This window comes from Caulobacter sp. P1_D6 (assembly GCF_056406095.1).
In genome coordinates, this window is record NZ_JBFUAW010000010.1 from 65261 (window position 1) to 88478 (window position 23218).

Genomic DNA, 23218 nt, shown 5'->3' on the forward strand with positions numbered 1-23218 from the left:
TAACTTGAACCGCGGACCTTGACCATCGAAGGTCAAAAACTGCGGCTTTCGGTGGGAAACGGAAAAGGCTATGCCTCGATAATGCCGAAGATGAACACGGGTATCGACAAGAACGGCGAGACTTTCGCCAAAAACGCCGTGCACAACCGCGGCCTCGTGGAGACCCTGCGCGAAAGGGTCGCGCAGGCGGCCCTGGGTGGTCCCGAGACCGCCCGGACGCGCCACGCGGCCCGCGGCAAGCTGCTGCCCCGCCAGCGCGTCGAACGCCTGCTGGACCCCGGCTCGCCGTTCCTGGAGATCGGCCAACTGGCGGCCTGCGACCTCTATAACGGCGAGGCGCCCGGCGCCGGCGTGATCACCGGCATCGGTCGGGTCTCGGGCCGCGAGGTGATGATCGTCGCCAACGACGCCACCGTGAAGGGCGGCGCCTATTTCCCGATGACGGTGAAGAAGCACCTGCGCGCCCAGGAGATCGCCCAGCAGAACCGCCTGCCGTGCGTCTATCTGGTCGACAGCGGCGGGGCCAACCTGCCGCACCAGGCCGAGGTCTTCCCCGACCGCGACCACTTCGGCCGCATCTTCTTCAACCAGGCCCGGATGAGCGCGGCGGGCATCGCCCAGATCGCCTGCGTCATGGGCTCGTGCACCGCCGGCGGGGCCTACGTCCCGGCCATGAGCGACGAGACGGTGATCGTCCGCGACCAGGGCACCATCTTCCTGGCCGGCCCGCCGCTGGTGAAGGCCGCCACGGGCGAGGTGATCTCGGCCGAGGAGCTGGGCGGGGCCGACACCCACGGACGTCGTTCCGGCGTGGTCGACCACGTGGCCAACGACGACGAGCACGCGCTGGAGATCGTCCGCTCGATCGTCGCCAACCTGAACACCACCAAGCGGGTCGAGACCGAGATCCGCGACGCCAGGCCGCCGGTCCACGATCCGGTCGAGCTGTATGGCATCGTCCCAACCGACGTGCGCGCGCCCTACGACGTGCGCGAGGTGATCGCCCGCATCGTCGACGGCAGCGAGTTCGACGAGTTCAAGGCGCTGTACGGCACGACCCTGGTCTGCGGCTTCGCCCGCATCTGGGGCCAGCCGGTGGCGATCCTGGCCAACAACGGCGTACTGTTCAGCGAGAGCGCCGTGAAGGGCGCGCACTTCATCGAGCTGGCCTGCAAGCGCAAGATCCCGCTGGTGTTCCTGCAGAACATCTCGGGCTTCATGGTCGGCGGCAAGTACGAGGCCGGCGGCATCGCCAAGGACGGCGCCAAGCTGGTCACGGCGGTCGCCTCGGCCGAGGTGCCCAAGTTCACGGTGCTGATCGGCGGCAGCTTCGGGGCCGGCAACTACGGCATGTGCGGCCGCGCCTACAGCCCGCGCTTCCTGTTCACCTGGCCCAACAGCCGCATCAGCGTGATGGGCGGCGAGCAGGCGGCCAGCGTGCTGTCGACGATCAAGCGCGACGGCATGGAGGCCAAGGGCGAGGCCTGGGCGACCGAGGACGAGGAAGCCTTCAAGGCCCCGATCCGCGCCCGCTACGAGGCCGAGGGCGACCCCTACCACGCCACCGCCCGCCTGTGGGACGACGGCATCATCGATCCGGCCCAGACCCGCGACGTGCTTGGCCTGGCGATCAGCGCCAGCCTGAACGCCCCGATCCCCGAGACCACCTTCGGCGTCTTCCGGATGTAAGCCGAAAAGGGCAAGCCATGACCAACCCGATCGCCGATCCCATCGTCGAAGTCGTCGACACCGACGCCATGACGCCGCTGGTCCACCTGGACTCCACGCCCAGCGGCGCCGTCACGGTCTGGATCAACCGTCCGGCCAAGAAGAACGCCTTCGACGCGGCGACCATCGCGGCCCTGCACCAGGCGTTCGAGACCCTGCACGGCGCCGAGGGCGTACGGATCGTCTTCCTGCGCGGGGTGGGCGGGGCGTTCAGCGCCGGCGCCGACCTGGAGTGGATGAAGGCCGCCGCCGACTGGAGCGAGGACGACAATCGCGACGACGCCCTAGGCCTGGCCCACATGCTCAAGGCCCTGCACGACATCCCGGCCCTGACGGTGGCCCTGGTCGAAGGCCCGGCCTTCGGCGGCGGGGCGGGCCTCGTGGCCGCGTGCGACCACGCCCTGGCCACGGCGGACGCCAAGTTCGCCTTCTCCGAGGTCAAGCTGGGCCTGACCCCGGCCACCATCAGCCCCTACGTGATCGCCGCCCTGGGCCCGCGCACCGCCAAGCTGCTGTTCGCCACCGGCCGGGTGTTCGACGCGGACCAGGCCTGGAGCTACGGCCTGGTCGACGAGGTGTTCGACGACGCGGCCGGCCTGGTCGCCGCCCAGGACGCCCTGATCGAGGAGGTGGCCGTCTGCGCCCCCGGCGCGATCGGCGACGCCAAGGCCCTGGTCAACGACTTCGTCGGCCAAAAGATCGACCGCGGCCTGATCGACGAGACGGCAAAACGCATCGCGCGCCGCCGTGTCTCCGAGGAAGGCCAAGAAGGCGTGCGCGCGTTCCTCGAACGCCGTAAACCCGGCTGGACCATCTAGAGTCGAGCAGGGGGCCATATGACGGGCGAAATGGAAGCAGCGGCGGCGGACTCGTTCAGCGAGTTCTTCAAGCGACGCAGGAAGCACGCCTTCGAAGGCGTCGGAAAGCCGTGCGCCAACTGCGAAACCACGCTTGAAGGCCCGTACTGCCACGCCTGCGGCCAGAACGCCGACACCCACCATCGCTCGATCGGCCACCTGATCTGGGAGGCGATCGAGGGGATGTTCCACCTCGACGGCCGCCTGGCCCTGACCCTGCCGGCCCTGTTCCTGAAACCGGGCGGCCTGGCCAAGGACTACATGGAAGGCCGGATCGTTCGGCACGTGCCGCCGTTCCGCACCTTCCTGGTGGCCCTGCTGCTGTTCATCTTCGCGGCCGAGCACGCGATCCATTCGGCCCAGCACCACGCCGAGGAGGAGGCCCACAAGCGCGCCGAGCTCCTGGCTACGCCGCAAGGGCGCGCCGCCGAGGCTGTCCGCCTGCGCGCCGAAGCCGTCAAGGACCGCGACGCCAGCCTGAACGAAGCGGCGACGGATCGCGACGCGATCCTCGCCGAGACCGCCAAGGATCGCGACGAGGAGCTGAAGGACCCCGACGAGGACCGGGCCAAGGTCCTGGAGCGCTATGAACGCGGCGCCGCCAAGGCGCGCGCCGACTATCAGGAAGGGGTGGCCAAGGCACAGGCCGACTACGCCGAAGCCGTCGCCAAGGCCGGCCAGATCGCCGCCGGCAAGCTGCCCGAAGGCGTGGGCCTGACCCCCGAGGAGGCCCGCAAGGCCGACGCGGCGCGGATCCGGAGCCTGTCGCTGGACGGCGAGGTTCCGGCGGTGACGATCCACGACGACGGCCACGTCGAGACCGGGGCCATGCCGCCCGAGGCTCAAGCCGCGCTCAAGGAAGCCGCGGCCACGGGGCACGATCCGTCCAAGGCCATCCGCTGGAGCGGCGGCTGGCTGAAGGAAAGCATCGCCAAGGCCCGCGAGAACCCCGAATTCTACGTGCTGGTGCTGTTCACCTGGGGCCACCGCATGGCGGTGCTGCTGCTGCCGATCGTCGGCCTGGCCTTGACGCTGGTCTATCGCAACAAGCCCAAGTTCTTCATCTACGACCACCTGCTGGTGGCGATGAACCTGCTGTCGTTCGCCTTCCTGACCAACGCCCTGGGTCTGGTCCTGCCTGACGTTCTCAAACCCTGGTGGTTCGGGCTCCTGGTGCTCTGGACGCCCGTGAACCTGTTCCAGACGCTTCGGGGCGCCTACGGCTCCAGCATTCTGGGCGCGACGCTCAAGACGCTGATCGTCTGGTGGGCCACTGTGTTCTCCTTCTCGCTCCTGCTCATCGGCCTGGCGCTTCTGGCCCTGGCGCAGATCTAGGATTTTTCGTTTGATCGCCTCCGTTCTCATCGCCAATCGCGGCGAAATCGCCCGTCGGATCATCCGCACCGCCCGTGAGTTGGGCGTGCGGACGATCGCGGTCTATTCCGAGGCGGACGCCGAGGCGCCGTTCGTGATGGAGGCCGACGTCGCCATCCTGATCGGCCCGGCGCCGGCGCGCGAGAGCTACCTGGTCCCCGAGAAGATCCTGGCCGCCGCCCGCCAGACCGGGGCCGAGGCGATCCACCCCGGCTACGGCTTCCTGTCCGAGAACGCCGACTTCGCCCAGGCGGTGATCGACGCCGGCCTGGTCTGGATCGGCCCGCCGCCCTCGGCGATCCGCGCCATGGGCCTGAAGGATGCCGCCAAGAAGGTGATGATCGCGGCCGGCGTGCCCACGACCCCAGGCTATCTGGGCGAGGACCAGTCGGTGGAGCGTCTGGCCGCTGAAGCCGGCAAGATCGGCTTCCCGGTGCTGATCAAGGCCGTGGCCGGCGGCGGTGGCAAGGGCATGCGCAAGGTCGAAAAGGCCGGGGACTTCGCCGCGATGCTGGCCTCGTGCCAGCGCGAGGCGTCGGCCAGCTTCGGCGACGACCGGGTGCTGCTGGAGAAATACGTCACCCGGCCGCGCCACATCGAGGTGCAGGTGTTCGGCGACACGCACGGCAACGTCGTCCACCTGTTCGAACGCGACTGCTCGCTGCAGCGCCGCCACCAGAAGGTCATCGAGGAGGCCCCGGCCCCCGGCATGGACGAGGCCACCCGCGCCGCCGTCTGCGGGGCGGCGGTCAAGGCCGCCCAGGCCGTGGGCTATGTCGGGGCCGGCACGGTGGAGTTCATCGCCGACGCCAGCGAAGGCCTGCGCGCCGACCGCATCTGGTTCATGGAGATGAACACCCGCCTGCAGGTCGAGCACCCGGTCACCGAGATGGTCACCGGCCAGGACCTGGTCGAGTGGCAGCTGCTGGTCGCCTCCGGCGAGCCCCTGCCGCTGGAGCAGGACGAGATCACGCTGGACGGCTGGGCGATGGAGGCGCGCCTCTACGCCGAGAACCCGGCCACCGGCTTCCTGCCCTCGACCGGTCCGCTGACCCACTTCCGCTTGCCGGAAGGCGACGTGCGGGTCGACAGCGCGGTGGAGGAGGGCGGCGAGGTCACCCCGTTCTACGACCCGATGATCGCCAAGCTGATCGCCCACGGCGTCGACCGCGAGGACGCCGCCGCGCGCCTGGCCGAGGCTTGCCGCCTGGTCGAGGTCTATCCGGTCAAGACCAACGCCGCCTTCCTGGCCAAGTGCGCCAGCCATCCCGACTTCATCGACGGCGCCATCGACACCGGCTTCATCGAGGCGCGGCTGGAGGAGCTGACCGACCGCGCCTTCACCGACGCCCCGACCCTGGCGGCGATCGGCCAGCGCCTGGAGGTCTTCATGGAGGCCGACCAGCCCAGGGCCGACGTCTGGGCCAGCGCCCCGTCGCGGCTGCTGGGCTTCCGGATGAGCGCCCCCCGTGCGGCGATGGACCTGCCGTTGTCGGTGGACGGCAAGGCCGTGCCGCTGCGCGTGGCCTTGGCCGGCGGAAAGGGTGACGACTGGTCGTGGGACATCACGGTCGAGGACGGCCGGCCGCTGGACGACGTCGACGTGCTGCCCTCGGCGTTCGGAAGCGACCCGCTGTACGTGTTCGAAGGCGGCGACGTCCGCGAGTTCGACTTCACGCCCAAGGTCGGCGCGGCCCATGTCGCGGCGTCGGACGGCGCGATCCTGTCGCCGATGCCGGGCAAGATCGTCTCGGTGGCCGTCGAGGCCGGCCAGACGGTCGTCAAGGGCCAGACCCTGCTGACCCTGGAGGCCATGAAGATGGAGCACGCCCTGGCCGCGCCGTTCGACGGCGTGGTCGCCGAGCTCTCGGCCGTCGCCGGCGGCCAGGTCAGCGAAGGGGTTGTGCTGGCGAAGCTGGAGCCTGCGACGTAAACCTTTCGCCAAGGTCGCTCGGCGATTGTTCCTGCAATCTTGCGTGGAGCTTGCCGTGCGTCCGTTTCTCCTCCTCCCGTTGGTCGCCTTGGCCCTGGCCGGTTGCGGTCCCGGCGCCCCTCGACTCTACAAGGGGGCGGTAAATCGCGACGTGATGATCGTCGTCGAGCCGAGCGGTCGGGGCGAATTGGTCTCTCATGCGATCTTCGCCCAGCCCCAGCGCGATCGATTGGGCGACTATGCTCGCCTGGACGCTCGCAAGGAGGTGGATTGCGAGGCCGGCAAGCTTTTGCTGAAGGAGGCTTCGGGCTATTCGCCGTCCGGAGCCCGGATCAGCACCATTTCCGTGCCTGGCGCCTGGACCAAGGCCAACGGAGCGGAAGCGATCGAGTTGCGGATCGCCTGCGATCGAGAATTCGCCGCTTCCCGGAGGCTGGGCGGCAGTCTCGATGAACTCGCGGCGTTCTACCGGACCCAGGTCGAGAAGACGTCCTGATCATCGGCGCGACGAAGGCGCCAGGCCCTTCCCTCCGGACGGTGCTGGCCCTAACTAGCCGCCATGCCTCTGCACATCATCAAGCTCGTCGTCGGTTGCGACAACATCGAGGAACTGGTCGCCTGGCACGCCGAGGCCGACCGTCCGTGGATCATGCACACCCGCATGACGCCCAAGCGCGTCGACGAAGTGCTGGACGGCGGCTCGCTGTATCGGGTGATGAAGGGCCAGATCCTCTGTCGCCAGACCATCCTGAAGATCGACACGGTCGGCGAGGGCCAGGCCTCGCGCTGCGAGGTGACGGTCGATCCGAACCTGGTTCGCGTCGCGCCCACGCCGCGTCGCCCGTTCCAGGGCTGGCGGTATCTCAAGCACGAGGACATTCCGCCGGACCTGACCGAGTCCGAGGCCGCCGAAATGCCGGCCGATCTGGCGCGCCAGCTGCGCGAATTGGGGGCGTGGTGATCACCCCATAGTCCGCTCATCCCGGCGAATGCCGGGACCCAGATCCCATAGCGGGGAGCCTGATTGGTCTGGCGCTGAGTTCTTGGACCCCGCCACACCGCCATTCCATCTGGGTCCCGGCATTCGCCGAGATGAACGGGTTCAAAGGGTTTGAGTTAGACCGCCATGTTGTCGATCAGCCGGGTCTTGCCCAGCCACGCCGCCACCAGGATGCGGCCGTGCGCGTCGCCGATCGGGCCGGGACCCAGGCGCGACAGGTCGCCGGCCTCGCGGATGTCGACATAGTCCACCTGGCGGAAGCCGGCGGTGGTCAGGGCGGCCTTCGCGGCGGCCTCGGCCTCGTCGATACGGCCGCCTTCAGCCACGGCCTTGGCCGCCGCTTTCATCGCACTGGGCAAGGCCACCGCGGCGGCGCGTTCCTCGGGGCTGAGATAGGCGTTGCGCGAGGAGAGGGCGAGGCCGTCCTCGGCCCGGGCGGTGGGCGCGCCGACGATCTGCACCGGGATGTCCAGGTCCTTGACCACCCGCTTGATGACCTGGAGCTGCTGGTAGTCCTTCTCGCCGAAGATCGCGATGTCGGCCTGGGACTGCAGCAGCAGCTTGGTCACCACGGTGGCCACGCCGCCGAAGAACTGCGGCCGGGCCGCGCCCTCCAGCGGTTCGGAGACGCCGGTCAGGTTGACGGTGGTCGAAAAGCCGGGGGCGTACATCTCGTCGACCTTGGGCGCGAACATCAGGTCGCAGCCGACGCCGGCCAGCAGTTCGGCGTCGCGGGCCTCGCCGCGCGGATAGGAGTCGAAGTCCTCGTGCGGGGCGAACTGCTTGGGGTTGACGAAGACGCTGGCCACCGTGCGCCGGGCGCGGGTCTGGCCCAGTTCGATCAGCGACAGATGGCCCTCGTGCAGGGCGCCCATGGTCGGGATCAGCGCCACGCGCTCGCCGGCGGCCTTCCAGGCGGCGACCTGGGCGCGCAACTCGGCGACGGTGCGGACGATCTTCGGGGCCACGGCCAACTCCTGTCTCGAACAGGCGTTGGCTTATGACCGACGCGGGCTTGGGCGTCCACCTGCGACAATGGGTCCACAGGGAAGGGGGCCTTCGATTGACGTCGCGCCCTCTCAGGGCGTCTCCTGCGTGTTAATCTTTCATTGAGAGTCGCCGAGTCGGGCGAAAAGAAGGAAAGAAGGCATGGCCGAAACGCGTGTCATCGTCGTCGGCAACGAGAAGGGCGGGGCGGGCAAGTCCACCATCGCCGTTCACCTCGCCACCGCGCTGCTGTACGGCGGCGCCAAGGTGGCGCTGCTGGATCTCGACCTGCGCCAATGCACCTCGATGCGGTTCTTCGAGAACCGCGCGGCCTGGGTCGCCGGCAACGGCGTGACCTTGCCCCAGCCGCTGCAGTTCCGGCTCAGCGAGGACGACATCGCCCTGGCCGCCGCGCCGGAAGCCGACCAGGTGGCCAAGTTCGAGGCCGCCTTCGTCGCCGCGCGCGAGGCCGCCGACTTCATCCTGATCGACACCCCCGGCGGCGACACCGCGATCTCGCGCATGGCCCATGGCCTGGCCGACCTGATCGTCACGCCGATGAACGACAGCTTCGTCGACTTCGACATGCTGGGCCACGTCGATCCGGTGACCATGGAGCTGCAGAAGCCCAGCCTCTACTCGCTGACCGTCTGGGAAGCCCGCAAGGCCCGCGCCCTGTCGGGCCAGCGCCAGGCCCTGGACTGGGTGGTGCTGCGCAACCGCCTGGCCACCACCGAAGCCCGCAACCGCAAGCGCGTCGAGGACCGCCTGACGGCCCTGTCCAAACGGGTCGGTTTCCGCATGGGCCCCGGCCTGCGCGACCGCGTGATCTATCGCGAGCTGTTCCCGTTCGGCCTGACCATCGCCGACCTGTCGCCCCAGGTGCGGCCGGTGCCGGTGTCGCTGCAGCATCTGGCCGCGCGCCAGGAGTTGCGGGCGCTGATGCATTCCCTTGGCCTTTCGGCCTATTCCGGGGAAACTCTGCTCGCAGCCCAGTAGCCCCAACTCGGGTCTTTGGCGCGGCAGTCGGGGACTGACGCCGTATGATCTTCTACCTGCTGCTCGGCGGCGCGATCCTGCTGTTCGTCCTGTCGGGGCGCGCCACGCGCATCCTGAAGGGCGACGGCTGGCGGATCGGCGCGGGGATCACGGCGCTGATGGCCTTCGCCGGCGCGGCCTATGCCGGCGTGCGCAGCGAGTGGCCGGTCTCGATCGTCCTGCTGGTGATCGGCGCCTGGAGCGCCACGACCGCGCGCCAGCGGCCGACGGTCAGCAAGGCCAGGAAGACCGAGGGCGGGCCGAGCCTCACGGAAGCGCGGGCGATCCTGGGGGTGGGGCCGCAGGCGTCGAAGGCGGAGATCCAGGCGGCCTATTCGCGGCTGATCCGCATGGCCCATCCCGACAAGGGCGGCACCGCGGGCCTGGCCGCGCAGCTCAACGCCGCGCGGGACCGGTTGCTGGACGGAAAGTAGGGCGACCTAGTTCGGGGCCAGGACCATGCAGGGCTGGCGCTTGGCGGTGATCGCCTGGCAAGCGCCACGGGCGGCCTCGGCCGTCATGCCCTGGAACTGGGCGCGGAAGGTGCTGCTGGCGGCGCCTTCGACCGCGCCCTCGGCGTTGGCCACGAACTTCGAGAAGCGCGAGCGGACCAGCGCCAGCTGTTCGTTGGCCAGCCCCTTGGACTTGAACGCCCCGACCTGCACGGCCCATTCGCCCTTGGCCTTCTTCGGCGCGGGTTTAGCTTGGGCGGCCTTCAGGGTCGGCGAGACCTTGATGGGGGCGGCGGGCTTGGGGCTGTCGGTCAGCACGATCTTCAGGCCGGCCTGGTCGCCGTCGCCTTCCTCCGTCGAGGGACGCATGATCGGGCCGGTCGGCTCGTCTTCGTAGAGGTTGGCGGCGATGCTGGTGCGCTCGCCGTGCGAGCGGCGCTTGAGCACGTCGAAGCCGGTGGTCAGCAGGTCTTCCATGTTGTTGTCGCGCCAGGCGGTCGACGAACCGCCCAGGACCACGGCGATCAGGCGACGACCATCCTTCACGGCAGAACCGGCGAGGTTGTAGCCCGAGGCGTTGGTGTAGCCGGTCTTCAGGCCGTCGAAGCCCGGCATGTTGGTCAGCAGGCGGTTGTGGCCGGCGATGTAGCGGCCGCGGAACTCGAAGCCCTTGATGCTGAAATAGGAATAGTACTGCGGGAAGTCGCGCATCGTGGCGCGCGACAGGATGGCCAGGTCGCGGGCGGTGCTGATCTGGCGGCTGTCGGGCAGGCCCGAGGCATTGACGAAGCGGCTGTTGCGCATGCCCAGTTCCTGACCGCGCAGGGTCATCAAGGCGGCGAACCGCGACTCGCTGCCGCCGAGTCGCTCGGCCATGGCCACGGCGATGTCGTTGGCGGATTTGACGGTCATGGCGCGGATGGCTTCGTCGACGCTGACGCTGTCGCCGACCGGCAGACCCAGCTTGGTCGGGGCCTGGGCGGCGGCGCGCGGCGTGATCGGCACGCGGTCGGTCAGCTTCAGGCGGCCTTCGCTGAGCGCCTCGAAGGTGAGGTACAGCGTCATCACCTTGGTGACCGAAGCCGGATAGCGCGGGCTGTCGGCCCTTTTATCGTAAAGCATTTCGCCTGAATTGGCGTCGATCACGATCGCCGCGTACTTGGGCTCGGCCGCGTTCATCTGCAGATACGGGATCTGCGCGGCGGCCAGGGTCGGCGCGGCCAGGCCGCAGAGCATGGCGCCGGCGAAGCCCAGGGCGGCGAGAACAGAGCGGACGGAAGTAAGCTTGGCGAACATGGGAAATGCGTCCGTCATTTGAACTGAGCGGTTCCGCACCGCCACACGCGTGACCTTAGCATGCGGCTGGCCGCCTTTCTCTAAGGTAAACAACTGGTGAGCGATTTCGCCGCAGAGATGGATAAATTCAAGGCGTTGCGGCCAAGCTTCGGTCTCTCCTGGCGCGCGAGCAAGCGTTTCCGCTAGGTTATGGTGCGCTGCACAAATTCCTTGACTGCTGCACTGCAACATGAGACACCGGTGTTGTCCCAACGCATGGTCCCGATCCCGCTTGTCCGGCGCCATGCCCCGCCCCCTCTGCCAGGAGCCTCCCCCATGGCCGCCGCTGAAACCCTGAAGAACACCGTCGAACAGTTCAGCACCGCCTCGAACCAAGCGTTCAAGGACGGCGTCGAGAAGTCTCTGGCCGCTCTGGCCGAAGCCAACACCCATTCGAAGAAGAACCTGGAAGCCGTGGTCGCCTCGGTGACCGCCGCCACCAAGGGCGCCGAAGCCCTGGGCGCCCAGACGTTCGCCTATTCGAAGAAGGCCGCCGAAGACCAGGTCGCCGCCGCCAAGTCGCTGGCCGGCGCCAAGAGCGTCCAGGAAGCCGTCGAACTGCAGACCGCCTGGGCCAAGTCGGCCCTCGAAGCCTACATCGCCCAGGTCAGCAAGGCCTCGGAGATCGTCTCGGCCTCGATCAAGGACTCGGTGAAGCCGCTGAACGAGCGCGTTTCGGCCACCGTCGAAAAGCTGCAAGCCGCCCGCTAAGGCGACGGGCTCCTCACCGGGCCCAACAGTTTAAAGGCCTGAGCCGGCAACGGTTCAGGCCTTTTTTCTTGTCCTGTCATCCCGCCGCGCTAAGCATGCTTCCAGGTTTTTGGAGTGTGTGATGTCGAAGGTCGAACAGCGTCTGGCTGAACTTGGAATCGTGCTGCCGCAGCCGGTGGCGCCGGTCGCCAACTATGTGCCCTTCGTCCAGACGGGAAATCTGATCCACATCTCCGGCCAGGTCTCGATCGACGCCAACGGCGGCCTCAAGGGCACGGTCGGCACGGACGTCGACCTGGAGACCGCCCAGCAGGGCGCGCGCCTGTGCGGCATCAACCTGCTGGCCCAGATGAAGGCCGCGACCGGCGACCTCGACCGCGTCAAGCGGGTGGTCAAGCTGGGCGGCTTCGTCCAGGTCAGCCAGGACTTCATCGACATCCCCAAGGTCATCAACGGCTGCTCGGACCTGATGGTCGAGGTGTTCGGCGACGCCGGCCGCCATGCGCGCTCGGCCGTGGGCGTCTACAAGCTGCCCCTGGGCTTCTCGGTCGAGGTCGACGCCGTGGTCGAGGTGGCCTGATGCGCGCGCGGCCCCGGCCCGGAACCGAGGTGTTCGGCGAGGCGTGGGAGCGCCTGTTCGAACCGGCGGTGGCGCATCGGGGTCTGTGGTCGCCGGGCGGCGCGCCCGAGAACTCCCTGGCCGCCTTCCAGGCCGCCTGCGCCCACGGCTACGCGATCGAGCTGGACGTCCAGCTGACCGCCGACAATCACGTGGTGGTCTTCCACGACGATCACCTGGAGCGCCTGACCGGCGCGGCGGGCAAGCTGCGCGACCACACCGCCGCGGACCTCATCCAGCTGAAGCTGTCGGGCACGGACGAGACCATCCCAACCCTGGCCGACGCTCTGACCCTGATCGGCCATCGGGCCATGGTCTATATTGAGCTGAAGACCCCGTTCGGCGAGGTGGGCGAGCTGGAGAAGCAGGTCAGCGAGATCCTGTTGGATCACAACGGCCCCACCGCGGTGATCGGCTTCAATCCCTATTCCCACGCCTGGTTCGCCGAGCACCAGCCGCAGATCCTGCGCGGCCTGGACAGCTACAACTGGGACGACGAGGGCGCGCGCCGCCTGTCGCCGGAGGTCCGCAAGTCGCTGGCGGCCCTGGAGCAGGTCGAGATCGCCCGGCCGGACTTCCTGGCCCTGGGTCTGGACATGCTGCCCAGCGCCCGGGCCGATCTCTATCGCGCCAAGGGCATGCCGGTCATCGCCTGGACCGTGCGCTCGGCCGAGCAGTGGGAAAGCGTCCGCGACCATTGCGACAACCTGATCTTCGAGGGTTTCGCCGCGTGACAGCCGTCAAGGCGGAGGTGCGCGTTCACCGCCGCATCGCCGAGATCGGGCGCGACGCCTGGGACGCCTGCGCCGGGCCATCGGGCGACCCGTTCGTCAGCTACGACTTCCTGAACGCCCTGGAAGAGAGCGGCTGCGCGACCGAGCGCACCGGCTGGGCGCCGCACCACCTGTCGGTCGAGGACGAGGCCGGAGGGGTGGCGGCGGTCATGCCGCTGTACCTGAAGTCCCACAGCCAGGGCGAATACGTCTTCGACCACAGCTGGGCCGACGCCTACGAGCGGGCGGGAGGGCGCTACTATCCCAAGCTCCAGTGCTCGGCGCCGTTCTCGCCTGTGACCGGCCCTCGGCTGATCGTGCGACCGGACATCGATGTCGACGACGGTCGTTCGGCCCTGCTGGGCGGGGCCCTGACCCTGTGCGAGCGTCTGAAGGCCTCGTCGCTGCACGTGACCTTCCCGACGGCCGAACAGTGGGAATGGATGGGCGAGCGCGGCATGCTGCGCCGCCAGGACCAGCAGTACCACTGGTTCAACCACCGCTACGCCACCTTCGACGACTTCCTGGCGGCCCTGTCCTCGAACCGCCGCAAGACCATCCGCCGCGAGCGCCGCGACGCCCAGGCCGGGCTTGAGATCGTCGCCCTGACCGGCGACCAGCTGACCGAGGACCACTGGGACGCCTTCTTCGGTTTCTACATGGACACCGGCGGCCGCAAGTGGGGCCGGCCCTATCTGAACCGGGCGTTCTACTCGCTGCTGGGTCAGCGGATGGCCGACAAGGTGCTGCTGATCCTGGCGCGCCGACCGGGCGGCGCGTGGATCGCCGGGGCCCTGAACCTGATCGGCGACGACTGCCTGTACGGCCGCCACTGGGGCTGCAGCGAGGACGAGCCGTTCCTGCATTTCGAGCTCTGCTACTACCAGGCCATCGAGCACGGCATCCGCCTGGGCCTGCCGCGTGTCGAGGCCGGAGCCCAGGGGCAACACAAGATCGCCCGCGGCTACCTGCCCAGCCCGGTCTATTCGGCCCACTGGATCGCCGACCCCGCCCTGCGCGACCCCGTCGCCCGCTATCTGGAGCGCGAGCGCGAGGCGGTCGACGCCGAAATAGCGATGCTGACCGACGAGTTCTCGCCGTTTCGCGAGGAGCGTTAGCCCAGCTTGGTCTCGGCGACCTTGTCCTTGTAGTCCTTCTTGGGATCGCGCCCGAGCAGCATCTTCAGGCCCGCGAACAGGCTGTTCTCGTTGAGCCAGATCTGGGCGTCGCCGGCGTCGAAGCGCAGCAGGCGGATCTTGGGATCGTCCTTGCCCTCGAACCAGGCGGCGACGAAGGGATTCCACAGGCGATCGATCGTGGCGCGATCGGTGTCGACGACCAGATCGCCCTCGACCGAGGCGAACAGGTCGTGGCCCTTGGAGGCGAAGTGCAGGACGGCATCCTTCTGGCTGGTCAGCTCCGCCACCAGATCGCTTTCGGACGAGGTGAAGAACCAGATCGGGCCGCCGTCGTCGTCCTCGATCAGGGCCGTCAGCGGCTGGGCGCGGCCGCCCTCGACGCCGACCAACCCGACCATGGCCGTGCGATCGGACTTCAGGGACTTCCAGAACTTGGCGGCGAGCTCGGCTTCCTTGGACATGCGTCTTCCTCCGTTGGGCCTAAGCCAACGAAGGGGGCGGCCGAGCGTTCCGCGCGGCGTCAGGATCGCTGGAAGGCGGCCTTCAGCAAGGCCCGAACCTCGTCGTCCACATCGGTCGGCGAGGCCAGCGGCAGCTTGGCCTTCAGGCGCTCGGACCAGCTTTCGTTCCTCGGCTCCAGCAGGCGAGGGGAAGCGTCGGGCCCCACCGCCAACCCCAGCACCGCCGTCCCGCCCTTGACCGGCTTGGCGGCGGCGAACTGGAATTCGCGGGACCAGGCGCTGTAGGTCTTGCGCTGGCCGGTGACCAGGCCGTCGAAGTCGGCGACGGCCGCCTCCAGGGCTTCGAGGATCGCCTTCGAGGCCGGGTCGGTCCACAGGGCCGCGCGCGCCTCGTCGGGCTGGTCCCAGGTCATGCGCTCGGACGGGAAGGCCGCCGACAGCACATAGCTGGCGCGGTTCTGGCCCAGGCCGTGGTTCGCCTTGAGCCAGCCGAGCTGGGCGCGGGGCTTGGTCTCGGGGCAGCTCCTGGCGATCGCGACCCACTCCTCCAGGCTCTTGCCGGTCTCGCGCTCGAGGCCCTCCTGGACCGAGGCGAACCACTTCTTCTGGCGTTCGGTAAGATGCTCGGTCATGCGCGGAGGCCTGCGAAGTGATCGACCAGCTCGGCCAGCAGCCGGTCGCGGCCGCGGTCGGGGCGGTCCAGATGGACGAAGTGGCCGGCCCCGGCCAACGTCGCCGTCTTCACCGATGGTGAGCGGCCCGCATCGGCCGTGAAGGCGTCGAGATCGGCCTGCCGGCTCCAGAAATCGTGCTCCGAGCGCACCAGCAGGACCGGCGCGGTGATCGATCCGGCGTCGTACAGCCGCCGCCCGCAGGCTTGGTGGAAACTGTCCTCCAGCGCGCCCAGCGGCGCGCGGAACCGGGGCGGGTCGTGCCGGCGGCTGTCGGGATCGCTGGCCAGCACGGCCGACGCCAGGGCCTGGGCGACGGCGGGATCGCGCCAGGCGTCCTTGTTCTCGACCGGAATGTTGCGCTCCCAGACCCCGATCAGCGAGGCGGCGGGATACAGCGCGTAGCCGCCGGTCGCCGGATCGAAGCGCCGGGGCTGGCCGGGCTGGGCGACCGCCGAGCCGGGGCCCAGCATCGCGTGGACGTCCGAGCCGCCGTAGAGCGCGTTGATCGTCGCCAGGCCGGCGACGGCTTCGGGCCGCAGCGACGCGTAGAAGCCCGCCCACATCCCGCCCGTGGCCCAGCCGATCAGGCCGACCTGCCGGCTTCCGGTCCGCTGGGCGGCCAGTTTGCGGACGGCGTCGACGTCGCGGACCACCTCGAAGGCGCGCGACAGCGGGCGGCTCTCCTCCGGCGGCCGGTCCATGGCCGCGGGGCGCTGCGAGCCGCCATAGCCTCGGGCGTCCATTACATAGACGCGGCGGTTCAGGCGCTGGGCCAGGTCGCCGGCCAGCGAGCCGCCGGCGACCGGCAGGTCGAACGAGGCGGCGCCCGGGGCGCGAGCCCCGTGCAGCAGGATCAGCGGCGCGCCCCGCGCGGAGGCCGGCCGCACCTCGCGCACATGCAGGCGGACGCCGTCGTCGGCGGTGGTGAACAGCTCTTCGCGATGCAGGGTTTTGGGGGCGGCCAGGGCCGGTTGGGCAAGGCCGACGGCGGTCGCGGCCGCCAGCAAGTCCCGCCGCGTCGGGCTCGTGGTCATTTGCGCGCCCCTCCCGGTTTGCTAGGTACGGTTTCGATCACGCCGGAGACGATCATGAGCCTTCACGGAAGCTACGACGCCGACAACATCTTCGCCAAGATCATCCGCGGCGAAATCCCGGCCGTGAAGGTGTTCGAGGACGACCAGGTCCTGGCCTTCATGGACGTGTTCCCGCAGTCGCGCGGCCACGTGCTGGTGGTCTCCAAGACCAGCCAGGCCCGCAACCTGCTGGAGGCCGAGACCAAGACCCTGGGCCGGTTGATCGGGGCCGTGCAGAAGATCACCCAGGCCGTGACCACGGCCCTGAAGCCCGACGGCGTGGTGGTGACCCAGTTCAACGGCGCCCCGGCCGGCCAGACGATCTTCCACCTGCACTTCCACGTCATCCCCCGCTATGAGGGCGAGGCGCTGGGACGGCACGGCGAAGGCATGGCCGATGTCGAGGAGCTGAAGGTTCTGGCGGAAAAGATCTCGGCGGCGCTGTGACGCGCTCCGCCGCGGGCGGCTAGGAGCCCAGCTTGATGATCGCGGTAGCCAGGCCGACGACGGCCGTCACGCCGCCCATCAGGGCGAAGCTCTGAAAGCGGAGCTTGTCGTTCAGTTCGACCAGGATCTGGGTCTTGGTTATGGCCAGGTCCGCCTTCAGAGCCTGGATATCCATTTTGGTCGCATGGGCCAACTCGGCGAGGTCGGCCTTCGTCGCCGTGTCAGCTTTCGTGGCGGTCTCGGCCTTCGTGGCCAGGCCGCTGATATCCGGGAACTGCGCCGTTGACTGCACCAGTTCCACGATCGCTTCCGCCGCACGCTCTTCCAGCCCCGCGTCGCGGAGGCGTTTGGTGGCGCTGAGCGTGTCGAAGGCGACGTTCATGCGATCAACCTTATCGCGTGTTCCTGTTTTGTCCAGTCGTGATTGGAGAGCGCCTGAAAAGCAAAGAGGCCCGGATCGCTCCGGGCCTCTCGCTGTTTCGTCTATCCGACCAGGCTATTCGGCCAGGGCCGGTTCGGCTTCGTCCTCGGACTTGGGAGCCTTGCCGGGCTTTTCCGGATTGCTCTCGATCTCGAAGTCGATCTTGCTGTCCTTGAGCACCACCTTGACGTGGCCGCCGCGGACCAGACGTCCGAACAGGATGTCGTCGGCCAGCGGCTTCTTGATGTGCTCCTGGATGACCCGCGCCAGGGGGCGCGCGCCGTAGAGCTCGTCGAAGCCGTTCTTGGCCAGCCAGTCGGCCGCGTCGTCGCTGAGCGAGATCGTCACGTTCCGGTCGGCCAGCTGGACTTCCATCTGCAGGACGAACTTCTGCACGACCTGACGGATGATCGCCGGCGTCAGCGGCTTGAAGGCCACCACCGCGTCGAGGCGGTTGCGGAACTCCGGCGTGAACAGGCGCTTGAGGGCGGCCTCTTCTTCACCGACCACCTTGTCGCGGCCGAAGCCGATGGACTGGCGTTGAGCGTCCGAAGCCCCGGCGTTGGTGGTCATGATCAGGATGACGTTCCTGAAGTCGACCTTCTTGCCGTTGCTGTCGGTCAGCACCCCGTGGTCCATGACCTGGAGCAGGATGTTGTAGACGTCCGCGTGGGCCTTCTCGATCTCGTCCAGCAGCACCACGGCGTGCGGGTGCTGGTCGACGGCGTCGGTCAGCTGTCCGCCCTGATCGTAGCCGACATAACCGGGGGGAGCCCCGATCAGGCGGCTGACGGTGTGGCGCTCCATGTACTCCGACATGTCGAAGCGGATCATCTCGATCCCGAGCGTCGAGGCCAGCTGCTTGGCGGCTTCGGTCTTGCCGACGCCGGTCGGGCCGCTGAACAGGTAGCTGCCGATCGGCTTGTCCGGGTCGCGCAGACCGGCCCGGGCCAGCTTCATGGCCGAGGACAGCTGCAGCAGCGCCTCGTCCTGGCCGAACACGGCGCGCTTCAGGTCCGCTTCCAGTTCGCGCAGGGACTCGGTGTCGGACTTGGAAACCGACTTGGGCGGGATGCGGGCGATCTTGGCCACGACGGCCTCGATCTCCTTGACGCCCAGGACCTTCTTGCGGCGGCCTTCCGGCAGCAGCATCTGGCCCGCGCCCGCTTCGTCGATCACGTCGATCGCCTTGTCGGGCAGCTTGCGGTCGGTGATGTACTTGGCCGACAGCTCAACGGCGACCTTGAGGGCCTCGTTGGTGTACTTCAGCTTGTGGAAGTCCTCGTAGTAGCTCTTCAGCCCCTTGAGGATCTTGATGGTGTCTTCCACCGTCGGCTCGTTGACGTCGATCTTCTGGAAGCGACGGACCAGGGCCCGATCCTTCTCGAAGTGCTGACGGAACTCCTTGTAGGTGGTCGAGCCCATGCACCGCAGGGTGCCCGAGGCCAGGGCCGGCTTCAGCAGGTTCGAGGCGTCCATCGCCCCGCCCGATGTGGCGCCGGCGCCGATCACCGTGTGGATCTCGTCGATGAACAGCACCGCGTTGGGGTGGTTCTCGAGTTCCTTGACCACCTGCTTGACGCGTTCCTCGAAGTCGCCGCGATAGCGGGTGCCGGCCAGCAGCGCGCCCATGTCGAGCGAGTAGATGGTGGCTTCCGCCAGGACTTCGGGGACCTGGTGGGTGATGATCTTGCGGGCCAGGCCCTCGGCGATGGCGGTCTTGCCGACGCCGGGTTCACCCACCAGAAGCGGGTTGTTCTTGGTCCGACGGCACAGGATCTGGATCGCGCGTTCGACTTCGTTCGCGCGGCCGATCAGCGGGTCGACCTTGCCCTGGCGGGCCTTCTCGTTGAGGTCGACGCAGTAGGCTTCGAGGGCCTCGCCGCCGGTCTTGGCGTTGGGCTTCTCGACGTCTTCCTCGACCGCCGCGCCCTTGGCTTGCTTGGGCTCGGAGGCGCCCGCCTTCTTGGCGATGCCGTGGGCGATGAAGTTCACCGCGTCGTAGCGGGTCATGTCCTGCTCTTGCAGGAAGTAGGCGGCGTGGCTCTCGCGTTCCGAGAAGATGGCGACCAGCACGTTGGCGCCGGTCACTTCTTCGCGACCCGAGGACTGGACGTGAATCACGGCGCGTTGGATCACGCGCTGGAAGCCGGCGGTCGGCTTAGCGTCGTCCTCGTCGTCGACGACCAGCGAGGCCAGTTCGACGTCGAGATAGTTCACGAGGCTCTTCTTCAGAGCGTTGAGGTCGACATCGCAGGCCCGCATGACGCCGGCCGCGTCGTCGTCGTCGGTGAGCGACAGCAGCAAGTGTTCTAGCGTGGCGTACTCGTGCTTGCGCTGATTGGCGTAAGCGACGGCGCGATGCAGGGATTCTTCAAGTGGGCGCGAAAAAGAGGGCAAGGGAGGCTCCTCAATCCTTTTCCATGGTGCACTGCAGTGGGTGCTGATGCCTGCGCGCCGAGTCGATCACTTGCGCGACCTTGGTCTCGGCAACTTCGTAGGTGAAAACGCCGCAAACGCCGACGCCATGTTGATGAACGTGCAACATGATCCGGGTCGCATCTTCGCGCGACTTGTTGAAGAAACGTTCAAGTACGTAAACGACGAACTCCATCGGAGTATAGTCGTCATTCAAGATCAGTACGCGATACAGCGAAGGCTTTTGCGTCTTCGGCTTCACTTCCGTGATCACCGAAGAGCCCGCGCCGTTGTTTTGTCCGCCTTGCTTTCGCTCGGCCATTGACCGCTCTCTCCCGGCGGGCCGAACCACCCGCCTTACATGGATTAGATATGGAAACGCGGCAGCATTGGAAGGGGCTGCCGCGCGGCTGCGCCGCTTTAACACAGGGGCGCCGCGCAAAGTGGCTTACCGCTTGGGATAGCGGCGATGGGGACAGGTTGGTTGCCTGGGGTGAAGCGGGGAGATGGTGCGGTTTTCGCGCCACGCAAGGGGCGGGGAGGGCCGCGCGGGGCGACTCAGTAGAGCTGGCGCGGCGAACACTTGCCCCCTCCGCGCCTGCGGCGCTCCTCCCCCAGAGGGGGAAGAGGAACCGCGCTCGGCGTCCTCCGCCCCCTATGGGGGCGGACAGACCGCGAAGCGGTCAGGTGGGGGCAAGTGGGTGAGCCTCGGCGACTACCCCAGCTTCACCAGCATCTTCCCCAGGTTCTCGCCCTTGAAGAGCTTGATGAAGGCGTCGGGCGCGCGCTCGACGCCTTCCTCGATCGTCTCGTTCCACTTGATCTTGCCCGACGAAATCCAGCCGGCCATGTCGGCGATGAACTGCGGCGCCAGATCGTAGTGGTTGGAGACGATGAAGCCCTCCAGCTTCAGGCTCTTGCCGACGATCTGGGCGATGTTCCATGGGCCGGTCGGCTTTCCGGTTTCGTTATATTGCGAGATCATCCCGCACACGGCGAAGCGGGCGAAGGTGCGGGCCGAGTTGAGGGCGGCTTCCAGGTGCACGCCGCCGACGTTCTCGAAATAGACGTCGATGCCCTTGGGCGCGGCCTTCTCAAGTTCGGCCACCACGTCGGGCGTGGCCTTGTAGTCGATCACGTGGTCGACGCCGATGCTCTTGAGGAAAGCGACCTTTTCCGGCCCGCCGGCCGAGCCGATCACCGTGTGGCCCTTCAGCTTGGCGATCTGGCAGACCACCGAGCCCACGGCGCCGGCGGCGGCCGAGACGAACACCACGTCGCCCTCCTTCAGGGCCGCGATCCGCAGCAGGCCGACATAGGCGGTCAGGCCGGGCATGCCGGCCACGCCCAGGAAGGCCTGGGGCGGCAGGCCGTGGGTGTCGATCTTGGTGACCGAGCCCATGCCGCCGGCGGCGATGGCCTTGGGCGAGACATTGAACGCCTCGCGCCAGCCGAACATGGTCGAGACGATGTCGCCGGGCTTGAAGTCCGGATCGTTCGACGCGGTGACCTCGCCGATCGCGCCGCCCTGCAGCGCCTTGCCCAGCTCGAACGGCGGGACATAGCTTTTCCGGTCGCTCATCCGGCCGCGCATGTACGGATCGACCGACATCCACAGGTTCTTGACCTGGATCTCGCCGTCGCCGGGCGCGCCGACCTCGACGCTGGCCAGTTCGAAGTTCTCCTGCGCGGGAACGCCCACCGGACGGCTCTTCAGACGGATTTCGCGCGACGTGACCATGGTTGTTTCTCCCAGCCCTCGCGATCGAGGTGCGTTGTTTAAACGAACGTTTAGCTTGGACTGGCGCGCGGCTCCAGTGCTTCCCGCGCGAAAGCGAACACGATAGACACCCGCCATGACCCAGGATGTTCTGAAAGCGGGCGTCATCGGCGCCGGCGTGTTCGGCGGCTACCACGCCAAGAAGTATGTCGAGCTGGACGGCGTCGAGCTCGTCGCGGTGTTCGATGTCGACCTGGCGCGGGCCAAGGCCCTGGCCGAACCGCTGGGCGCCCAGGCCTTCGACGACCAGGCCGCCTTCCTGGCCGCCGTCGACGTGGTCACCGTCGCCACTCCGGCCGTGCATCACGCCAAGGCCGGCCTGGCGGCGCTGAAGGCCGGCAAGCCGGTCTATTCCGAAAAGCCCCTGGCCGTCACGCCGGACGACGCCGACGCCCTGGTCGCCGCCGCCGCCAAGGCCGGCGTGCCGCTGGCCTGCGGCCACCAGGAACGCGTGGTGTTCCAGGCCATGGGCCTGCTGGACATCCCCGAGCAGCCGCTGCGTCTAGAGGCCGTCCGCCGGGGCACGCCCTCGGACCGCAATCTCGACGTCTCGGTGGTGCTGGACCTGATGATCCACGACATCGACCTGGCCCTGGCCCTGTGCGACGGCGAGCCCGTGGCGGTGGAAGGCGAGGGGGCGATCACCCGCTCCACGTCACTCGACTGGGTCAAGGCCGAGGCCACCTTCGACAACGGCTTCACCGCCGTGTTCGACAGCTCGCGCGTGGCCGAGGCCCGCGAGCGGACGATGAAGGTGGTCTACCCCTCGGGCGAGGTCGAGATCGACTTCCTGGCGCGGACCTTCCGCAACACCACGCCGTTTCCGCTGATCGAGGACTTCAACGACACCCCGGCCGGCAAGGACCCCCTGGGCCAGAGCGTCGCCGGCTTCCTGAAAGCCGTGCGCGGCGAGGCGCCGCGCCCGGTGGTCACCGGCGAGGAAGCGGCCCGAGCGCTGGACCTGGGCCTGGCCGTGGAGCAGGCGGCGGGCGGCTAGGGCGTCACGATCTCGGCCACGAAATCCACGAACGCCCGCACCTTGGCGGCCGGCAGATGGCGCGACGGATAGAGCGCGTACAGCGGGAAGGTCTCGCCCGGCCAATCGGGGAACAGGTCGACCAGGTCGCCGCGCGCGATCAGGTCCTGCACGCCGATCGCCTTGACCCGCGCCACGCCCACGCCCGCCAGGCAAGCGCCCATCAGCGCCCCCACCTCGTTGACCGCCAGCCGCCCCGAGGTGGGGACGGTGAAGGCCTCGCCGTTCTTCTGGAACACCCAGGGCAGGGGCTCGCCGGTCTGGGCGTGGCGCATCTGGATGCAGGCGTGGCTTTCCAGGTCCCGCGGATGGGCCGGTCGACCGCGTCTGGCCAGATAGGCCGGCGCGGCGAGGGTGGCGGTGCGGGTCTCCAGCAGCTTGCGCGCCACCAGGGACGAGGCCGGCGGCTCGCCGAACCGGATCGCCACGTCGAAACCCTCGCCGACCAGGTCGCCCAGCTGGTCGCGGGCCATCAGCTCCAGCGAGAGGTCGGGATAGCGCTCGAGAAACCGGTCCAGATGCGGCGCCAACAGCAGGCGGGCGAAGAAGGCGTCGACATTCACCCGCAGCCGGCCACGCACGGCCGTGGCCGCGCCGGCGGTCTGGGCGACCACGTCCTCGATGCCGGTCAGCAGCGGGCCGATCTCGGCATAGAGCCGGCGGCCCTCGTCGGTCAGGGCCAGGGAGCGGGTGGTGCGGTCCAGCAGGCGCACGCCGATCCGCTGCTCCAGCCGGGCCAGGGCGCGGCTGACGCCGGAGGCCGACAGGCCCAGCACATCGGCGGCCTTGGCGAGGCTGCCGCTTTCCACGATCGCCGCCAGCACCCCGACGTTCGCAACGAGCCGTCCATCGAACGCCATCAAACCATCCATGACTGAAAGTCACTAATGATGTGACTTAAGCGCGTTTTCCGCAAGACAGAGCAGGGCGTATATGTCCTGCGCGACATTGAGAAGGAGCGC

The 23218-nt window shown here is 68.3% G+C and carries 24 protein-coding genes; 14 read left to right on the forward strand and 10 right to left on the reverse strand.

Features of this window, described 5'->3' with window-relative positions; translation table 11 throughout:
- Positions 1-81 precede the first annotated feature (81 nt).
- From AC1DYP_RS07300 to AC1DYP_RS07325, 6 genes are all read left to right on the forward strand, one after another.
- Positions 82-1689, forward strand: coding sequence for a carboxyl transferase domain-containing protein (locus AC1DYP_RS07300; protein ID WP_477045778.1), 1608 nt, complete (start codon positions 82-84; stop codon positions 1687-1689).
- Positions 1690-1706: 17 nt separating this feature from the next.
- Positions 1707-2546, forward strand: a complete 840-nt coding sequence (locus AC1DYP_RS07305) for an enoyl-CoA hydratase-related protein (protein ID WP_477033488.1) — start codon at positions 1707-1709, stop codon at positions 2544-2546.
- Between the two features lie 18 nt (positions 2547-2564).
- Positions 2565-3920, forward strand: a complete 1356-nt coding sequence (locus AC1DYP_RS07310) for a DUF3667 domain-containing protein (protein WP_477045779.1) — start codon at positions 2565-2567, stop codon at positions 3918-3920.
- Between the two features lie 10 nt (positions 3921-3930).
- The gene (locus AC1DYP_RS07315) at positions 3931-5892 is read left to right on the forward strand and encodes an acetyl/propionyl/methylcrotonyl-CoA carboxylase subunit alpha (RefSeq protein WP_477045780.1); all 1962 of its coding nucleotides are present in this window, start codon (positions 3931-3933) and stop codon (positions 5890-5892) included.
- Positions 5893-6043: 151 nt separating this feature from the next.
- Positions 6044-6388, forward strand: a complete 345-nt coding sequence (locus AC1DYP_RS07320) for a hypothetical protein (RefSeq protein ID WP_477045781.1) — start codon at positions 6044-6046, stop codon at positions 6386-6388.
- 63 nt (positions 6389-6451) lie between these two features.
- A complete protein-coding gene (locus AC1DYP_RS07325) occupies positions 6452-6853 on the forward strand; it encodes a DUF1489 family protein (RefSeq protein ID WP_477045782.1) in 402 nt (133 codons plus the stop codon).
- 155 nt (positions 6854-7008) lie between these two features.
- Here AC1DYP_RS07325 and panC read toward each other — a convergent pair whose 3' ends face one another.
- Positions 7009-7860: a pantoate--beta-alanine ligase gene (gene panC / locus AC1DYP_RS07330; protein WP_477045783.1), complete on the reverse strand. Its 852-nt coding sequence runs from the start codon at positions 7858-7860 to the stop codon at positions 7009-7011.
- Positions 7861-8041: 181 nt separating this feature from the next.
- Here panC and mipZ point away from each other — a divergent pair, with 181 nt between their 5' ends.
- Both mipZ and AC1DYP_RS07340 read left to right on the forward strand, forming a co-directional pair.
- A complete protein-coding gene (gene mipZ, locus AC1DYP_RS07335; RefSeq protein ID WP_477033493.1) occupies positions 8042-8878 on the forward strand; it encodes a division plane-positioning ATPase MipZ in 837 nt (278 codons plus the stop codon).
- Positions 8879-8925: 47 nt separating this feature from the next.
- Positions 8926-9351 (forward strand): J domain-containing protein, encoded by a 426-nt coding sequence (locus tag AC1DYP_RS07340; protein ID WP_477045824.1) that lies wholly within the window; start codon positions 8926-8928, stop codon positions 9349-9351.
- Positions 9352-9357: 6 nt separating this feature from the next.
- Here the strand turns inward: AC1DYP_RS07340 and AC1DYP_RS07345 are convergent, their stop codons facing one another.
- Complete coding sequence (locus AC1DYP_RS07345; RefSeq protein WP_477045784.1) at positions 9358-10665, reverse strand: serine hydrolase; 1308 nt, start codon at positions 10663-10665, stop codon at positions 9358-9360.
- A 315-nt stretch (positions 10666-10980) separates the two neighbouring features.
- Here AC1DYP_RS07345 and AC1DYP_RS07350 point away from each other — a divergent pair, with 315 nt between their 5' ends.
- The 4 genes from AC1DYP_RS07350 (at position 10981) to AC1DYP_RS07365 (ending at position 13925) form a co-directional block, all read left to right on the forward strand.
- On the forward strand, positions 10981-11415 hold the full coding sequence (locus AC1DYP_RS07350; RefSeq protein ID WP_477045785.1) for a phasin family protein: 435 nt from the start codon (positions 10981-10983) through the stop codon (positions 11413-11415).
- A gap of 121 nt (positions 11416-11536) precedes the next feature.
- Complete coding sequence (locus AC1DYP_RS07355) at positions 11537-11995, forward strand: RidA family protein (RefSeq protein ID WP_477045786.1); 459 nt, start codon at positions 11537-11539, stop codon at positions 11993-11995.
- Positions 11995-12768, forward strand: coding sequence for a glycerophosphodiester phosphodiesterase (locus AC1DYP_RS07360; RefSeq protein ID WP_477045787.1), 774 nt, complete (start codon positions 11995-11997; stop codon positions 12766-12768). Before AC1DYP_RS07355 ends, AC1DYP_RS07360 begins: the two co-directional genes overlap by 1 nt.
- On the forward strand, positions 12765-13925 hold the full coding sequence (locus AC1DYP_RS07365) for a GNAT family N-acetyltransferase (RefSeq protein WP_477045788.1): 1161 nt from the start codon (positions 12765-12767) through the stop codon (positions 13923-13925). The genes AC1DYP_RS07360 and AC1DYP_RS07365 overlap by 4 nt, the downstream gene beginning before the upstream one ends.
- Here AC1DYP_RS07365 and AC1DYP_RS07370 read toward each other — a convergent pair.
- The 3 genes from AC1DYP_RS07370 to AC1DYP_RS07380 are packed head-to-tail and all read right to left on the reverse strand — an operon-like array spanning position 13922 to position 16115.
- Positions 13922-14407 (reverse strand): pyridoxamine 5'-phosphate oxidase family protein, encoded by a 486-nt coding sequence (locus tag AC1DYP_RS07370; RefSeq protein WP_477045789.1) that lies wholly within the window; start codon positions 14405-14407, stop codon positions 13922-13924. The genes AC1DYP_RS07365 and AC1DYP_RS07370 overlap by 4 nt on opposite strands.
- Before the next feature lie 59 nt (positions 14408-14466).
- Positions 14467-15039 carry a DUF4287 domain-containing protein gene (locus AC1DYP_RS07375; RefSeq protein ID WP_477045790.1) on the reverse strand — a complete coding sequence of 191 codons (573 nt, stop codon included), beginning with the start codon at positions 15037-15039 and terminating at the stop codon, positions 14467-14469.
- Positions 15036-16115 carry an alpha/beta fold hydrolase gene (locus AC1DYP_RS07380; protein ID WP_477045791.1) on the reverse strand — a complete coding sequence of 360 codons (1080 nt, stop codon included), beginning with the start codon at positions 16113-16115 and terminating at the stop codon, positions 15036-15038. The genes AC1DYP_RS07375 and AC1DYP_RS07380 overlap by 4 nt, the downstream gene beginning before the upstream one ends.
- 54 nt (positions 16116-16169) lie before the next feature.
- Here AC1DYP_RS07380 and AC1DYP_RS07385 point away from each other — a divergent pair, with 54 nt between their 5' ends.
- Positions 16170-16601, forward strand: a complete 432-nt coding sequence (locus AC1DYP_RS07385) for an HIT family protein (RefSeq protein ID WP_477045792.1) — start codon at positions 16170-16172, stop codon at positions 16599-16601.
- A gap of 19 nt (positions 16602-16620) precedes the next feature.
- Here AC1DYP_RS07385 and AC1DYP_RS07390 read toward each other — a convergent pair whose 3' ends face one another.
- The 4 genes from AC1DYP_RS07390 to AC1DYP_RS07405 all read right to left on the reverse strand — a co-directional run bounded on the left by AC1DYP_RS07390 (position 16621) and on the right by AC1DYP_RS07405 (position 21181).
- The gene (locus AC1DYP_RS07390) at positions 16621-16983 is read right to left on the reverse strand and encodes a hypothetical protein (protein WP_477045793.1); all 363 of its coding nucleotides are present in this window, start codon (positions 16981-16983) and stop codon (positions 16621-16623) included.
- Between the two features lie 114 nt (positions 16984-17097).
- Positions 17098-19422: an ATP-dependent Clp protease ATP-binding subunit ClpA gene (gene clpA, locus AC1DYP_RS07395; protein ID WP_477033503.1), complete on the reverse strand. Its 2325-nt coding sequence runs from the start codon at positions 19420-19422 to the stop codon at positions 17098-17100.
- A gap of 10 nt (positions 19423-19432) precedes the next feature.
- A complete protein-coding gene (gene clpS / locus AC1DYP_RS07400) occupies positions 19433-19762 on the reverse strand; it encodes an ATP-dependent Clp protease adapter ClpS (RefSeq protein ID WP_007672483.1) in 330 nt (109 codons plus the stop codon).
- Positions 19763-20155: 393 nt separating this feature from the next.
- Positions 20156-21181, reverse strand: coding sequence for an NADP-dependent oxidoreductase (locus AC1DYP_RS07405; RefSeq protein ID WP_477045794.1), 1026 nt, complete (start codon positions 21179-21181; stop codon positions 20156-20158).
- Positions 21182-21296: 115 nt separating this feature from the next.
- On the opposite strand from AC1DYP_RS07405, the gene AC1DYP_RS07410 reads away from it, so the two are divergent.
- A complete protein-coding gene (locus AC1DYP_RS07410) occupies positions 21297-22217 on the forward strand; it encodes a Gfo/Idh/MocA family protein (protein WP_477045795.1) in 921 nt (306 codons plus the stop codon).
- Here AC1DYP_RS07410 and AC1DYP_RS07415 read toward each other — a convergent pair.
- A complete protein-coding gene (locus AC1DYP_RS07415; RefSeq protein ID WP_477045796.1) occupies positions 22214-23116 on the reverse strand; it encodes a LysR family transcriptional regulator in 903 nt (300 codons plus the stop codon). The genes AC1DYP_RS07410 and AC1DYP_RS07415 overlap by 4 nt on opposite strands.
- Positions 23117-23218: the final 102 nt, after the last annotated feature.

Excerpts from the sequence above, each read along its gene's own strand:
- AC1DYP_RS07375 (WP_477045790.1), bottom strand. The coding sequence starts at position 15,039 with ATGACCGAGCATCTTACCGAACGCCAGAAGAAGTGGTTCGCCTCGGTC.
- AC1DYP_RS07370 (WP_477045789.1), bottom strand. The coding sequence starts at position 14,407 with ATGTCCAAGGAAGCCGAGCTCGCCGCCAAGTTCTGGAAGTCCCTGAAG.
- AC1DYP_RS07305 (WP_477033488.1), top strand. The coding sequence starts at position 1,707 with ATGACCAACCCGATCGCCGATCCCATCGTCGAAGTCGTCGACACCGAC.
- mipZ (WP_477033493.1), top strand. The coding sequence starts at position 8,042 with ATGGCCGAAACGCGTGTCATCGTCGTCGGCAACGAGAAGGGCGGGGCG.
- AC1DYP_RS07405 (WP_477045794.1), bottom strand. The coding sequence starts at position 21,181 with ATGGTCACGTCGCGCGAAATCCGTCTGAAGAGCCGTCCGGTGGGCGTT.
- AC1DYP_RS07325 (WP_477045782.1), top strand. The coding sequence starts at position 6,452 with ATGCCTCTGCACATCATCAAGCTCGTCGTCGGTTGCGACAACATCGAG.
- AC1DYP_RS07345 (WP_477045784.1), bottom strand. The coding sequence starts at position 10,665 with ATGTTCGCCAAGCTTACTTCCGTCCGCTCTGTTCTCGCCGCCCTGGGC.
- AC1DYP_RS07355 (WP_477045786.1), top strand. The coding sequence starts at position 11,537 with ATGTCGAAGGTCGAACAGCGTCTGGCTGAACTTGGAATCGTGCTGCCG.
- AC1DYP_RS07410 (WP_477045795.1), top strand. The coding sequence starts at position 21,297 with ATGACCCAGGATGTTCTGAAAGCGGGCGTCATCGGCGCCGGCGTGTTC.
- AC1DYP_RS07390 (WP_477045793.1), bottom strand. The coding sequence starts at position 16,983 with ATGAACGTCGCCTTCGACACGCTCAGCGCCACCAAACGCCTCCGCGAC.
- AC1DYP_RS07415 (WP_477045796.1), bottom strand. The coding sequence starts at position 23,116 with ATGGCGTTCGATGGACGGCTCGTTGCGAACGTCGGGGTGCTGGCGGCG.
- AC1DYP_RS07360 (WP_477045787.1), top strand. The coding sequence starts at position 11,995 with ATGCGCGCGCGGCCCCGGCCCGGAACCGAGGTGTTCGGCGAGGCGTGG.
- AC1DYP_RS07380 (WP_477045791.1), bottom strand. The coding sequence starts at position 16,115 with ATGACCACGAGCCCGACGCGGCGGGACTTGCTGGCGGCCGCGACCGCC.
- AC1DYP_RS07350 (WP_477045785.1), top strand. The coding sequence starts at position 10,981 with ATGGCCGCCGCTGAAACCCTGAAGAACACCGTCGAACAGTTCAGCACC.
- AC1DYP_RS07385 (WP_477045792.1), top strand. The coding sequence starts at position 16,170 with ATGAGCCTTCACGGAAGCTACGACGCCGACAACATCTTCGCCAAGATC.
- AC1DYP_RS07300 (WP_477045778.1), top strand. The coding sequence starts at position 82 with ATGCCGAAGATGAACACGGGTATCGACAAGAACGGCGAGACTTTCGCC.
- clpS (WP_007672483.1), bottom strand. The coding sequence starts at position 19,762 with ATGGCCGAGCGAAAGCAAGGCGGACAAAACAACGGCGCGGGCTCTTCG.
- AC1DYP_RS07310 (WP_477045779.1), top strand. The coding sequence starts at position 2,565 with ATGACGGGCGAAATGGAAGCAGCGGCGGCGGACTCGTTCAGCGAGTTC.